Here is a 12,793-nt window from a genome sequence, read left to right on the forward strand (position 1 = left end):
CTCAGAGGGTGAAGGGTCGGAACGTGCGGGGCCCGTAGAGCGCTTCGAGCAGCTCGTCGAGTTCGGCGAGCAGCCGCCAGGCGTCGTGCGGGCGGGTGTGCTGGTGGGGCAGGGTGCAGCCGTGGGCGAACCGGGCCAGCGCCGGTGGTGTGCGGTCGCCCATGAGCCAGGTCATGCAGCGGGTGGCGAGGTGGATGTCGGTGGCCTCGTCGGCGGGCCGCCTGGCGGCGACCTCGGGCGGGTAGAGGTCGCGGTATGCGGCGGCGAGCGCCGGGACCGTCTGGCCGGGCTCGGTGACGCTGTAGCACCAGTCGACGAGGACGAGGCCGTGCTCGCCCGGGTGGATCAGCACGTGGTCGGGCACGACGGCGCCGTGGACCACCCCGGCGCGATGGGCGTAGCCGACGGCGACGAGTAGCCGCCGCCACATCCAGGCGGCGTCGCGCGGGTCCACCCCGCCCGGATAGGACTGCTTCACCCGCGCCAGCGACACGAATCCGTCCTGGTGGGCGAGCACCGTGGCGGTGCGCCGGTCGCCACCGGCCGGGTCGCGGTGCGTGAACGATTCGATCAGCCGTGGGGCGTACGCGGCGTGGCGCGTGTCGCCGTGGGTGCGCAGCCGGGTCAGGGCCTGCGCCTCCCGGCGCATCAGGTCGCTGTCGGCGGGATGGCGGGGCAGTTTGAGCAGCGCCGCGCCGCCGTCCACGTGGTACAGGTCGGCGATGTCGCCCGCGTAGGCCAGCGGCCCGACGCGGTAGGCGCCCCGGCGGGTGGCCATCGTGAGGCCATCGCGGTGCGCGGCCCACAGGTCTGCCAGCCGGGCGAAGGCACGGGTCGCGGTCGCGGCGTCCGGTGCGGCGTCGGGGTGCAGGATCTTGGCGAGTGTTCGGTACGCGTGCGCGCCGTCGGCGGTGCCGAACAGGTCGGCGGGGGAGCGTGCCGCCATCACCCGGGTGACCGCGTCGTCGAAGCTCATCACTGCTCCTGCGGGTTGGGCCGCAGCAGCGCCGGATGCAGGATGCGGGCGTCGCCGGCCCGGTAGAGCCGGGCGCGGGGGCCGCCGCGCTCGCCGCCGCGGGCGGTCGTGGCGCCGGTGGCCTCGACGAAACCGGGCACGGACAGGACCTTGCGGTGGAAGTTGCCCGCGTGCGGCTCCTCGCCCCAGACCGCGGTGTAGACGCCGCGCAGCTGCGCGATCGTGAACTCGTCGTCGACGAAGGCGGTCGCCAGCGGGGTGTACTCGAGTTTGGCGCGGGCGCGTTCGAGCCCGGCGGCGAGGACCCTGTCGTGGTCGAAGGCGAGGCCGGTCGCGTCGCCGACGGGCACCCAGCGGGCCGCGGCGGCGTCACCGCCGACGTTCGGGTCGGGCAGGCGCGGCGCGAAGGCGAGGTAGGCGACCGACACCACCCGCATCCGGGGGTCGCGCCCCGGGTCGCCGAAGGTGGTGAGCTGTTCCAGGTGTACGCGGGGCAGGATGCCCGTCTCCTCGGCCAGCTCCCGCAGCGCCGCCGCGTCGAGCGTCTCGTCCCGGACGAAGCCGCCGGGCAGCGCGAGGCGGCCGGCGAAGGGCTGCTCGCCGCGCTCGACCAGCAGCACGTGCAGCACGCCGTCGCGGATGGTGAGCGTGACGACGTCGACGGTGACCGCGACGGCCGGGTAGGCCCTCGGGTCGTAGCCGTCGAGGAACTCGCGTTCGGTCACCATACGCCATGTCCTTCTCAACTTGAGATAATCTCTATCTGAGAAGAACGCTAGACCCTGAACCGTCGGCAGTCAACCTCGCCCGGGTCTGTCCATTAGGGTCGGCGGCATGACGCCAGCTTTTGCCGCCAGTGCCTTCGACGCGCTGCGCGTGGACGCCGTGCCTGACCAGGAGACGCTGCGCCGCGTCTACGAGCTGCCCGGCGACGCGGCCGTGCGCAAGCAGATGACCGAGCTCACCGAGCAGACCCGGCGGCTGATCGAGTGCTCTTCGCTGGTCCTGGTCGCCAGCGTCGACGCCGAGGGCAACTGTGACGTCTCGCCGCGCGGCGGCCCGGCCGGGTTCGTCTCGGTCCTGGACGCCCGGACGGTGGCGATCCCCGACGCGACCGGCAACAAGCGGCTGGACACCTGGCAGAACGTCATCGCCACCGGGCGGGCCGGGCTCCTGTTCCTCATCCCGGGGCGCACCACGACGCTCAGGGTGAACGGCCGGGCCTGCGTCTCCACCCGGCCCGAGCTGCTCTCGCAGCTGACCGCCGTGGGCAAGCCGCCGGCCAGTGCGCTGGTGCTGGGGATCGAGGAGGTCTATCCGCACTGCCCGAAGTCGCTGCTGCGCGGCGGGGTCTGGCAGCCGGAGCAGTGGCTGCCCGCCGACGCCCAGCCGACCTCGGCCGAGGTGACCCTGGCCCAGCTGCGGATGCCGGAGCTGACGATCGCCGACATCGAGCAGAGGGAGCGGGACGCGCTGAAGTATCGGTACGAGTGACAGGCCGACACCGCTCGCCGGCCCGGCGCTGATGATTACAGGTTGGCGGTCGGTCCACGCAGTGCCGCGGCCAGGAGGAGCATGGCCTCGGGGCCGAGCACGTGTTCAGCTCCAGCCTCGCGCAGGTCCTCTGCTGAGGCCCGCAGGTCGGCTATGCCGAGAAAAGGCATGCGCGCGGCTGCGGCGGTCCTCGCGTCAAGGGAGGTCGCGCCGATGAACAGAGCTGCTGAGGGGCGGCGGGCACGGACAATCGACGCGCCGTGGTGTAGCGGGTAGGGGTCCGGCATCCACCGCTTCGGCGTCACGGTCCACCGCCCGACAGCGTTCGCCTCCTCAGCCAGGCCGTGAATCGCCATGTAGCGTTCAATCGTCCATGCCGCCTGGTCACTGACCAGAGCCACACCTTTGGCTGCTGCTCTCGCCGCCCGGATGGTCTCGTGGGCACCAGCCGTCGGGGTGGCCTGGATCATGGCCGCGTCTTCCAGCCGCGACAAGACGTCCTCGATGTCGCACCACAGCCGCGGATCAGCGATGGTCCCCGCGTACCGCATCACGGCGTACGGATCCGCCACGTCCGCCAGCTCGTCAGGCACGTGATAGTCGAGGGCCGTCAGCAGTTCTCGCATGCGTTCGGCGGAACCGAGGCTGGTCAGTCGCGGTGTCAGGGCGCACAGGGGCCCGTCCACAGCCAGCAGTAAGGCCTGAGCCCTGGCCAGAAGGCGCGGGATCACCGATGACGCGTCGTAGGACGTGGTCGCTCCGCTCTCCGGCATGGCGGGGACTGTAGTCGCCGACCGTCGGCGCCATGCGCCCTTGCGGCGCTGCCGCAGGATATCGCGGGATCGTGAGTCGGATGCCTGACCAGAGAACGACGATCACCAGATGCTGCTGGCAGCGTGCTCGGAAGGCGCCGGCCAGCGGGCTCGCGGAGCCCCCTGCGCCGGGGCGTCGGCCGTAGAATCCGCGGACGTGAGATTCGACCTCCTCGGACCGCTCCGGATCGAGCACGACGGCCAGGAGATCGAGATCCGGCGCAGGCAGGAACGCTGCCTGCTGTGCGTGCTGCTGCTGGAGCCAGGACGGCTCATCTCCACCGAACGCCTGCTGGACCTGCTGTGGGCGGGCGACCCGCCTGCATCCGGGCGCGCCACCCTGCACACCTACGTCGCCCGGCTGCGTGCCGTGCTCGCTCCGCACGGCGTGACGCTCACCGGCCGGGGCGGCGGCTACCGGCTGGACGTCGCCGCTGACGCCGTCGACCTGCACCGATTCGCCGACGGGCTGGACCGCGCGGCGCACACCACCGATCCGGCCGAGCGGCTGCGCATCGTCGAGGAGGCCCTGGCGCTGTGGCGCGGGCCGCTGCTGGCGGACGTGGCCGACGAGCAGCTGCGCGAACGGCTCGGGGTCGGCATCGACGAGCAGCGGCTGATCGCACTGGAACTGCGGGCCCGTGCCCAGCTCGACTGCGGCATGCACCGCCAGGCGGTCGAGCCGCTCGTCGCCCTGGCCGCAGAGCACCCCTACCGGGAGGGCTTCACGGAGCTGCTGATGCTCGCCCTCTACCGGTGCGGTCGCACCGCCGACGCCCTGCAGTCCTACCGCGGCCTGCACCGGCGTCTGGTTGACCAGGTCGGCGTCGAGCCGGGTCCGGCGCTGCGGCGGCTGCAGCAGCAGATCCTCAACGACGACCCCGCGCTGCTGCCGCAGACCGGCGCCGGGCGGCGGTTCCTGCCCTGGGACGTGCCCGACTTCACCGGCCGCGCCGACGAGCTGCGCTGGCTCGACGACTACTCCCGGCAGGTCACCACCTCCGGGGCGGTGCTGATCACGGCCATCGGCGGCACCGGCGGTGTGGGCAAGACCGCGCTGGCGGTGCGCTGGGCGCGCCAGGCCGCCGACCGGTACCCCGACGGGCAGCTGTATCTCAACCTGCGTGGTTACGACGAGCGCCAGCCGATGGCGCCGAGCGACGCGCTGGCCCAGCTGCTGCGCATGCTCGGCGTGGACCCGGTGCCGGCCGACGTCGAGGAGGCGGCGGCGCTCTACCGCGACACGCTCGCGCCGCTGCGGGTGGTCTTGCTGCTCGACAACGCCGCCACGGTGGAGCAGGTCCGCCCGCTGCTGCCCGGCGGAGCCGGCAACTTCGTGATGGTCACCAGCCGTGCCCGCCTGCTCGGGCTCGTCGCCCGCGACGGCGCCCAGCGGCTCAACCTGGCGGTGCTGCCGGAGGAGGAGGCGGTGGAGCTGATCCGCCGCATCCTCGGCCCGGCCCGGGTGGACGCCGAGCCCGACGCCGCGCAAGCGCTGGCCGCGGCGGCCGGGCGGCTCCCGCTCGCGCTGCGTATCGCCGCCGCCAACCTCCACGAGCGACCACGCCAGACCATCGCCGGCTACCTGGCCGAATTGCACGGCGGCGACCGGCTCGGCTCGCTGACCGTGGACGACGACCCCGACACGGCCGTACGCACCGTGTTCAGCCACTCGTACCGCCACCTGAATCCCGTCGCGCAGCAGACGTTCCGGCTGCTCGGCGCCGTGCCCGGCCCGGACCTGACGGCGTCGGCGGCGGCGGCGCTGACCGGGCTGTCCGAGCCGGAGGCCGCCGCGGCACTGTCGGCGCTGTGCGACGCCGGTCTGCTCACCGAGCGGCACGGCCGCTACCAGATGCACGACCTCGTCAAGCTCTACGCCGCCGAGCTGGGCGGCGCCGAAGCCGGTGCCGAGGCCGCGCTCGAACGGCTCACCACCTGGTACGTCGCCGCGTGCGCCGCCGCGGACCGCTGCCTGAAGGCCGACCAGATCCTGCCGTTCACGCCACCCGAACCGCCGCCGGTCTCGTTCGACGACACCCTGGCCGCGCTCCACTGGTTCGACGCCGAGGCCGAGGCGATCATCGCGGTCGTCACGGTCGCCGAGCACCGGCTGCCCCGGCTCTGCTGGCAGCTCACCATGCTGCTGGCCGGCTGGCTGGAACGCCGCCGCACCCCCGCCGAACGCCTCGGCCTGCTCACCACCGGGGTGCGCGCCGCCCAGGCCGCCGGTGACACCGCCGCGCAGGCCAGCGCCGAGAGCTCGGTCACCGGCACGTTGTACTACCTGGACCGCTTCGACGACGCCATGGCCAGCGCCCAGCGTGTGGTCGAGCTGCGCCGAGGCCTCGACGACCCGAAGGCACTCGCGCTGTCCCTGTCCCGCCTGGGCATCTCGTACGGCCACGCGGGCCGTGACGCCGAGGCGGTGGCCGTGTACGAGGAGAGCCTGGCGCTGCTGCGCGATCTGCCCGACGGGCGGCTGCTGACCGGCACCGTGTCCAACAACCTCGGCTGGGCGCACTACCTGGCCGGACGGCACCAGGACGCGATCGCCTGCTACACCGCCGCCGCGGACGTGGCCCGCTCGCTCGGCGACAACCGGGGCGCCTCGTTCGCCGAGGGCAACCTCGGCCTGCTCCACGGCGAGCTGGGCGATCAGGAACGGCGGCTGCTGCACTGGCGGCGCTCGGCCGAGGCCGGTGAGAAGGACGGCGACCGGCGGCTGATCGCCAACGCGTACGACCACATCGGCCAGGCGCTGGCGGAGCTGGGCGATACGGCACAGGCCCGGGACCACCTGGAGCGGGCGCTCGGGCTGTACGAGGAGACCGAGAACGCCGAGGACGCCGACGCGGCCCGTGCCGCGCTGGCCGCGCTGGACCGCTGACGTCGCGCACCGGTCGCGGTGCCGTCGCGTGGTAAGGCCGCGGTAAGGGCGCTCGGTGACACTGTTGCCGCCGCAGCATCGGGGGTCGCTGAGCGGCCGGGACGCGCGAGGACGTGTTCCGGCTCTCGGCGGTGCCGGATGCCACCGGCGGACACGCGCTGGCATCCCGGCTGTCACCCGGATCGCTGCTGCCGGCCGCTGTCACGTTTCGCCATACCGGTTCAACCGGCGGCGCCGCCATGGGGGCGGGCGCTGCCGGCGTCAACGGAAGGTAGGAGCATGAAGCACAAGGGAACTACGCTGCGCCTCGCGATGGTCGGCCTCGCCGCCGCCGCTGCGGTCGTTCTGCCCGCCACCGGCGCGCAGGCGGCGGTGACCGGCTGCACGAAGTGGTACCCGTCCGAGGGCAGCTTCTCGGTCAACTGCAGCGCGACCTCGGGGGACGGCTTCCGGGCGAAGGTCAAGTGCTACTCGGTGAGCAGCGACAGCTACACCTGGAAGTACGGGCCCTGGCGTTACGGGACCGCCCAGACCTCGACCGCGTACTGCGCCACCGGCACCTACGCCGCCGAGGGCACGGTCCAGACGACCGCCTGATCCGGCCGGGCGGTGCCGTCGTCGCTGCTCCGGGCGGCGACGGCACCACCGTCCGTGGAGAAGCCGCACGGGGTCCGACGCTTGGCAGGTGGCCCCGGATTGCCCGACATCACTGTGACCACATGGCGGCGCGACCAGGTCCTTGCGACCTCGCGCACGGCGGTTCACTGGCAGGTTCATCGTCCCCCGGAGTTCACGGCACCAGCGTGGTTGACACAAGGTGGCCTCGTAGCCACGGAGCGCTCGAGCATGAGTCGGATACCTGAACAAAGGCACCGAAAGCCTGCCATCGCGGACTAAGTGCACGGTCACCGCCTGTCCTGATCAGCCGCTAGGGTGTCCGGATGTTCGCATCGGGGGGATTGGGTCGAGCCGCAGGTCATCGACACCGGCTGCTGTGAGGATTCGCGGCGGCGGATCCGGCTCACCGGCCCGGACCACGACCGCTCCCAGGTCCGGCTCGCCGGTCTCCTCAAGAACCCTGCCGCGCCCGCCGAAGTGCTGGTCGCGATCAACATCCTGAGGCCGTCGCGGCGCTGGTCGCCGTCGTGATGAAGACCGGGGACCCGTACCTGTTGCAAAAGCCCATCTTCGACGGAGTGTTCTCGCCCGAGGAGATCGCGATGCTCGCCGCCTCCCCCGACCACCGGGTGCGGGACTCGGTGCCCTGGATCAACGGCTGCCCGGCGCAGACGACGGTGGCGCTCGCCGCCGACCCTCACCCCGAGGTACGTCGAAGCGTCGCCTGGCTGACCGACCTCAGCCCGGAGCTGACGGTCCAGCTGGCCCGCGCTCCCGACCCGGTCGTCCGGGACGCGATCGGTCAGCGCGACGGACTCCCAGCCGAGGCCCTGGACCTCCTCTCCCACGACGAGCAGGTCACGATCCGGGCATGTGTCGTCGAGCAGGCCGGCAGCCGGCTCGTGGAGGAGCTGGCCGCCAGCCCGGTCGCCGAGGCCCGTGCGGCAGCCGCCGCCGACGGGCGGCTGCCGCCCGAGACGCTCGCGGCCCTGACCGCCGACCCAGACGAGACGGTGGCCTACCCGGCCGTCAAGGAGATCGGCGGCGACGCATCCCGCCCCCTGCCCAGCCTGGAACGCATGGAGGCCGCCGCCCAGCGGCTGCCGGTCGGCAAGCTCCGCGACCTGATGGGAAGCACGTCATGGTGGGGATGCCTGCCCGGTCCGCCCCCTGGCCTGTCGAGAAGTCCGAGGAGGCTCGCCTCGACCTGCTGGCCAGGTGCGCGACGTCGCGATTCGCCCGGGTCCGGGCAGCCGCCGCGACCGACTGGCTGTTGCCTGCGGACATCGCCGCCGTGCTGGCCGGCGACCGCAACCCCATGGTCCGCCGCTGGCTCGCCGGGCGCTGCCGACACCCCGACGTCCTGCGTCAGCTCGCCGAGCAGCCGGCCAGAGGAGTCGGCAAGGCGCTGGCCGCCAATTCATGCACACCGCCGGACGTGCTGGAGCGGCTGCACGTCAAGCCGCACCACCTGGCCCGGAGCTGGAACGCGACAGGCCCGATGCTCGCCCGCCTGCTGGACGGCGCCGACCACGCCACCCGGCTCGCGCTCGCCGAACACTGCGAAACCCCGCCGGAGACCCTGGCTGAACTCGCCCGCAGCGACGCCGAACGGGACGTCATCCGCGCCGCCTGCGCCCACCGCGCTCTACCGGTCGCCGTCATGTGGGACCTGCTCCCGTCCAGCGCCGGCCCGCCTCTTTAGCTGCGACCCTTGCGCCGTTCGCCGTGGGAATCGTTCTGTTCTGACGCCGGGCGAGCCACACAACGACAGGGCGGGTGAAAGATGATCGAGTACGACGTGACGGTGTCCACCGACGCCGTGACCGGACGGAGCATCGGACGGCTCTCCTTCGAGCCGCGCGGCTGGCAGGTCGCCTACCGGCACGCGCTGCGGGAAGGCCTGCGCCGTCTCGGCACTTTGAGCACCGCCGTCTGGAATCCTGCTGTCGACCTCTGCAGCTCGTTCCGGGTACGGATGACACACGCCGCCCAGAGGACGATCACCGCGACACTGACGGCGGCATGATGACGGCTCAGTAGCGGGTGTCGATCTGTTTGATCGGATGCCCCAGGATCCCACCGGCCGTGGCGAGTTCCTCGTCGCTGAGTTCCCAGGTATGCCGGGTCCAGTTCATGGCGCTCACCTCGAATCGGGCGAATCCGACCGGCGCCTGGAAGTGCAGCTCCGGCATCGTCAGCGGTGAACCGCAGCACGGGACCGTCACGTTCAGGTCGCCGACGGTCGGGCTTGTCAGCTGCCCGCCCTGCTGGGCGCGCAGCAGATCCCAGAACCAGTCCAGGCCGATCGCCGCGCGGCATCGGGGGCAGGAGACGTCCTCCATGTACTGTCCGGCGTCGATGAGCGTGACGTGCTCGTAGAACACCGGCGTGACCGATTCGACATCGTCGCCCGGCCCGGCGAACAGCCCGGCGACGTACGCGGCCGTCCGTTCGGCTTCCTCCACCGTGGGCTGCCACAGGGGATCGGTGGGGATGACCCGAAGGTAGATGTCACTCATCTCGTCCCCTATCGACGCGTTCGAGCGGCGCACCGTGCCGACGGCCCAGCGTAGCGATCTTCGGCACGGCCGGGTTTGCCTTGGGGCAGGCAGGCCGAAGGGCCCCATCGCGATGCGCTTCGAGGGGCCCTTCGGTGTCCGTCCGCGGTGACGTGTCACGGGGTCCAGAAGTTCCCGGAGACCACGATCATCGTCTGCAGCTGCAGGCTGGCCGAGTAGTAGCCGGACGTGTCCAGCGGCGTCGCCTTGATCTTGTTCCATAGCGCGTCGAGCCAGGCCTGGCTGCCCGGGTCGGTCATCGCGGCGACCGCGAACGGCGCGAAGAACGCCGCCTCGGAGCCGGAGCTGATCGCGGTGCCGTTGAGCGCGTACCCGACGGCGATGCTCGACGGGTTGCCGCCGGTCTTGGTCTTCACCCAGGTGTTGAGCTTGCGGGCCGCCGCCAGCGACTGCGCGTCGCCGCTGGTGACCGCGTCGGCGCCGATCCGCCACGGGTCGCGGCAGGCGTTCCACCAGTACTTGCCGTCGTTGGGGTCCTCCAGCACCTGCCCGGTGGCGGGCCGGGGCGTGGTGTTGGTGTCGATGACGAAGTCGGGCAGCAGGCCGGTGTTGGGCGCGTACCCGCTCTGCAGCGCCGCGGTGACCGACTGGTGCTTGGCCAGGATGGTGTCCCAGGCGGTGTCGCCGGTCGCCTTGCGGTAGGCCCGGAAGTGGCCCGGCATCCAATCCGAGGTGCGGCTGATGTAGTAGTACTGGTCGCCGGCGCTGCTCCAGTCGCCGAGCAGGGTCAGCTTCGTGGTCGCGTTGATCTCGCTGGCCTTGATGGCGTTGATCCGCTGCACGGCCAGCGACTTGTAGTTGTAGGTGCCGGTGCTGCCCCACTGCTTGTCGGCCAGCAGCAGCCCGTACGCGATCTCCAGGTCGCCGTCGGTCGCCGAGTCCGAGCCGTTGACCGACGTGCAGGAGGTGTTCTGCTCGGCGGCGTGCAGGTTCGGGTTGTTGACCGACGGGTGGGCCAGCACGTACTTGAGCAGCCCGTCGAACTGGGTCTTGGCGTTCGGGTCGGCCCCGGCCATCAGCGCGGTGATGACCATGCCGTAGCCCTGCGCCTCGGCCACGTACGGATGGTCGGCGTCGGGGGAGTAGACCTCGTACCAGCCGTTGCCGCAGTTCTGCTTGACGAACGCGGCCTTCCAGGTGTTGTAGTAGTTGATCACCGTCTGGTCGTGGGTGGCCGCGGCGCCCGTCAGCTTGAGTGTGCCCGCCGCGTACGGCCGCAGGTGCGAGCCGAACGGCACGGCCGGCCCGCCGGGCGGCGGGGGAGAGGCGCTCGGCGACGCGCTCGGCGACGGCGTGCCCGCCGGCGGGTAGACCTCGAACTCGAACAGCGAGTAACCCCAGGCGGTGCCGCGTGCGGTGCCGTACATGCGCACGTAGCGGCCGCTGCCGGTCAGGCCGGTGAGATCGTCGACGCCGCCGTTGCCGGTGGTGGTCGAGTAGATGGTGGTCCAGGTGCTCGCGTCGGGGGAGACCTCGATGCGGTAGGCCTTGCCGTAGGCGGCCTCCCAGCGCAGGGTCACCTGCCCGATCTGCTGGACGCTGCCGAGGTCGACGCGGATCCACTGCGGGTCGCTGCCTTCGGCGCTGGCCCAGCGGGTGCTGGTCGAGCCGTCGACGGCTTTGGCGCCGCCGAGGGTGGAGGTCTCGGTGGAGGAGACGGCGGTGGTGCGGCCCAGCGCCAGGTTGGTGGCGGCCTGTGCGGAGGGGGCGAGCATGAGCCCGCCGAGCAGGGTGCCGACGGTGGCCACGGCCGCCGTCGTGAGGAGGGGACGCCACCTGCGTGGCCGTGCTGTTCTACGCATCATGCGGGACTCCCAGGTGGAGGGTGGCAGATCCGGATTGGCCGTGACCTGCGGCTTCGCTGTCGATACGAGCTGGCGTGGCGGCGTCGGCACGCCTGGGCGACGGCCCAGGGCCCCGGGCTTTCCGGGAACTTACGTCAGCCGATGCCCGCCGCACAAGACGGTTAGGCAACCTGCCTAACAATTCCGGGACGCTTGACGCGGCTCTCGTGGCGGCTCTAATCTCCGGCAATAGTAAGTCAGGTTGCCTAACCGTTCCGTGATCCGCACCGCCCCCTTAAAGGAGACCCTCGATGCATCGTGCCCTGAAACGGCGTACGACCCTGGTGGTCGGCGTCGCCGTGGCATTGACGATCATGTCGGCCTGCACCCCCGCCGAGGCACCCGAGCCGATCGCCACGCCGGGTGTGGAGCCCACCGGCACGGTCGAACTCTGGCACTTCTTCACCGACCGCGAGGCCAAGGCCCTCGACGACACCCTGGCGAAGTTCAAGGCCAGGTACCCGAAGGTGACCCTGACGGTCAAGGGCGGCCAGGACGACGCCAAGGTGACCACCGCCATCGGCGCCGGCACCGGCCCGGACGTCGCCATCAGCTACTCCACCGACATCGTCGGCAAGTTCTGCGCCGCCGGTGCCTGGGTCGACCTGAACCCCTACCTGCAGCGCGACCGCGTCGACCTGACCGCCATCCCCGAGGTCGCCCGCTCCTACACCGAGTTCCGGGGCAAGCGGTGCGCGATGCCGTTCCTGGCCGACGCGTACGGCTTCTACTTCAACAAGGCCATGTTCGCCGAGGCCGGGCTGACCGAGGCCCCGAAGACGCTGGCCGAGCTGTCCGACATGGCCAAGAAGCTCACCAAGCGCAAGGCCGACGGCACCATCGAGCGGGCCGGGTTCCTGCCCCTGTTCGGCTTCTACGAGAACTCCCCGTCGCACTTCGCGCCCATGGCCGGGGCCAAGTGGCTCAACGCCGACGGCACCTCCGCCATCGGCGCCGACCCCGCCTGGAGGGCGCTGCTCACCTGGCAGAAGAAACTCGTCGACTGGTACGGCTACGACAAGCTGGAGAAGTTCCGCGCCTCACTGGGCGACGAGTGGTCGGCCGACAACGCCTTCCACAAGGGCAAGATCGCCATGGCCGTCGACGGCGAGTGGCGCATGGCGTTCCTGAAGGACCAGGCGCCCGAGGTCCAGTTCGGCGTCGCCCCGCTGCCGGTGCTGGACGCGAGCCACGCCGGGGCCGGCTACATCTCCGGCAACGTCATCGGCGTCTCGCGCACCGCCCGCAACCCCGAGGCGGCCTGGGCGCTGATCAAGTTCCTGACCACCGAGACCGACACCATCGTCGAGCTGTCCAACGGCATCCGCAACGTGCCCACCACCACCGCGGCCCTCGCCTCACCGCAGCTGCACGTCGACCCGGCGTTCCAGGTGTTCCTGGACATCTTCGCCAACCCCAACTCGGGCACCACCCCGCCCAGCGCGATCGGCCCCGGCTACCAGGACACCCTGTCGGAGTTCCTGATGGCCTGGCAGTCCGGGTCCAAGAAGGACCTGGCCGCGGGCCTGGCCGACGTCGACACCCGGGTCAACAAGATGATCGAACTGGCGGGCTGA

Annotated in this window: 11 protein-coding genes; 6 read left to right on the top strand and 5 right to left on the bottom strand. The window is 71.6% G+C overall.

All coding sequences use genetic code 11. The features are described 5' to 3' along the window. Window position 1: 1 nt before the first annotated feature. Both CS0771_RS22510 and CS0771_RS22515 read right to left on the bottom strand, forming a co-directional pair. Complete coding sequence (locus CS0771_RS22510; RefSeq protein WP_212842840.1) at window positions 2-976, bottom strand: molecular chaperone DnaJ; 975 nt, start codon at window positions 974-976, stop codon at window positions 2-4. Further along, entirely contained in the window at window positions 976-1,704 is a 729-nt protein-coding gene (locus CS0771_RS22515; RefSeq protein WP_212842841.1) for an NUDIX domain-containing protein, read from the bottom strand. Before CS0771_RS22515 ends, CS0771_RS22510 begins: the two co-directional genes overlap by 1 nt. Window positions 1,705-1,810: 106 nt before the next feature. Between CS0771_RS22515 and CS0771_RS22520 the strand changes: the two genes are divergently transcribed. After that, window positions 1,811-2,470: an MSMEG_1061 family FMN-dependent PPOX-type flavoprotein gene (locus CS0771_RS22520; protein ID WP_212842842.1), complete on the top strand. Its 660-nt coding sequence runs from the start codon at window positions 1,811-1,813 to the stop codon at window positions 2,468-2,470. Window positions 2,471-2,505: 35 nt separating this feature from the next. On the opposite strand, the gene CS0771_RS22525 is transcribed toward CS0771_RS22520, so the two are convergent. Next, window positions 2,506-3,243: an HAD family hydrolase gene (locus CS0771_RS22525; RefSeq protein WP_212842843.1), complete on the bottom strand. Its 738-nt coding sequence runs from the start codon at window positions 3,241-3,243 to the stop codon at window positions 2,506-2,508. A gap of 196 nt (window positions 3,244-3,439) precedes the next feature. On the opposite strand from CS0771_RS22525, the gene CS0771_RS22530 reads away from it, so the two are divergent. The 4 genes from CS0771_RS22530 (at window position 3,440) to CS0771_RS22545 (ending at window position 8,819) form a co-directional block, all read left to right on the top strand. Continuing rightward, window positions 3,440-6,172, top strand: coding sequence for a BTAD domain-containing putative transcriptional regulator (locus CS0771_RS22530; protein WP_212842844.1), 2,733 nt, complete (start codon window positions 3,440-3,442; stop codon window positions 6,170-6,172). 279 nt (window positions 6,173-6,451) lie between these two features. Beyond that, on the top strand, window positions 6,452-6,769 hold the full coding sequence (locus CS0771_RS22535) for a hypothetical protein (RefSeq protein ID WP_212842845.1): 318 nt from the start codon (window positions 6,452-6,454) through the stop codon (window positions 6,767-6,769). 1,162 nt (window positions 6,770-7,931) lie between these two features. After that, window positions 7,932-8,495, top strand: a complete 564-nt coding sequence (locus tag CS0771_RS22540; protein ID WP_212842846.1) for a hypothetical protein — start codon at window positions 7,932-7,934, stop codon at window positions 8,493-8,495. Between the two features lie 81 nt (window positions 8,496-8,576). Further along, the gene (locus tag CS0771_RS22545; protein WP_212842847.1) at window positions 8,577-8,819 is read left to right on the top strand and encodes a hypothetical protein; all 243 of its coding nucleotides are present in this window, start codon (window positions 8,577-8,579) and stop codon (window positions 8,817-8,819) included. A 7-nt stretch (window positions 8,820-8,826) separates the two neighbouring features. Here CS0771_RS22545 and CS0771_RS22550 read toward each other — a convergent pair whose 3' ends face one another. Then, a complete protein-coding gene (locus tag CS0771_RS22550) occupies window positions 8,827-9,312 on the bottom strand; it encodes a hypothetical protein (protein ID WP_212842848.1) in 486 nt (161 codons plus the stop codon). A 155-nt stretch (window positions 9,313-9,467) separates the two neighbouring features. Next, window positions 9,468-11,120 carry a glycosyl hydrolase family 8 gene (locus tag CS0771_RS22555; protein WP_244870958.1) on the bottom strand — a complete coding sequence of 551 codons (1,653 nt, stop codon included), beginning with the start codon at window positions 11,118-11,120 and terminating at the stop codon, window positions 9,468-9,470. Between the two features lie 347 nt (window positions 11,121-11,467). Between CS0771_RS22555 and CS0771_RS22560 the strand changes: the two genes are divergently transcribed. After that, the gene (locus tag CS0771_RS22560; RefSeq protein WP_212842850.1) at window positions 11,468-12,793 is read left to right on the top strand and encodes an ABC transporter substrate-binding protein; all 1,326 of its coding nucleotides are present in this window, start codon (window positions 11,468-11,470) and stop codon (window positions 12,791-12,793) included.

It is taken from the genome of Catellatospora sp. IY07-71 (assembly GCF_018326265.1).
Lineage (GTDB): Bacteria > Actinomycetota > Actinomycetes > Mycobacteriales > Micromonosporaceae > Catellatospora.

Coding starts and splice junctions, on each gene's coding strand:
- CS0771_RS22510 (WP_212842840.1), bottom strand. CDS start 976: ATGAGCTTCGACGACGCGGTCACCCGGGTGATGGCGGCACGCTCCCCC.
- CS0771_RS22515 (WP_212842841.1), bottom strand. CDS start 1,704: ATGGTGACCGAACGCGAGTTCCTCGACGGCTACGACCCGAGGGCCTAC.
- CS0771_RS22520 (WP_212842842.1), top strand. CDS start 1,811: ATGACGCCAGCTTTTGCCGCCAGTGCCTTCGACGCGCTGCGCGTGGAC.
- CS0771_RS22525 (WP_212842843.1), bottom strand. CDS start 3,243: ATGCCGGAGAGCGGAGCGACCACGTCCTACGACGCGTCATCGGTGATC.
- CS0771_RS22535 (WP_212842845.1), top strand. CDS start 6,452: ATGAAGCACAAGGGAACTACGCTGCGCCTCGCGATGGTCGGCCTCGCC.
- CS0771_RS22540 (WP_212842846.1), top strand. CDS start 7,932: ATGGTGGGGATGCCTGCCCGGTCCGCCCCCTGGCCTGTCGAGAAGTCC.
- CS0771_RS22545 (WP_212842847.1), top strand. CDS start 8,577: ATGATCGAGTACGACGTGACGGTGTCCACCGACGCCGTGACCGGACGG.
- CS0771_RS22550 (WP_212842848.1), bottom strand. CDS start 9,312: ATGAGTGACATCTACCTTCGGGTCATCCCCACCGATCCCCTGTGGCAG.
- CS0771_RS22560 (WP_212842850.1), top strand. CDS start 11,468: ATGCATCGTGCCCTGAAACGGCGTACGACCCTGGTGGTCGGCGTCGCC.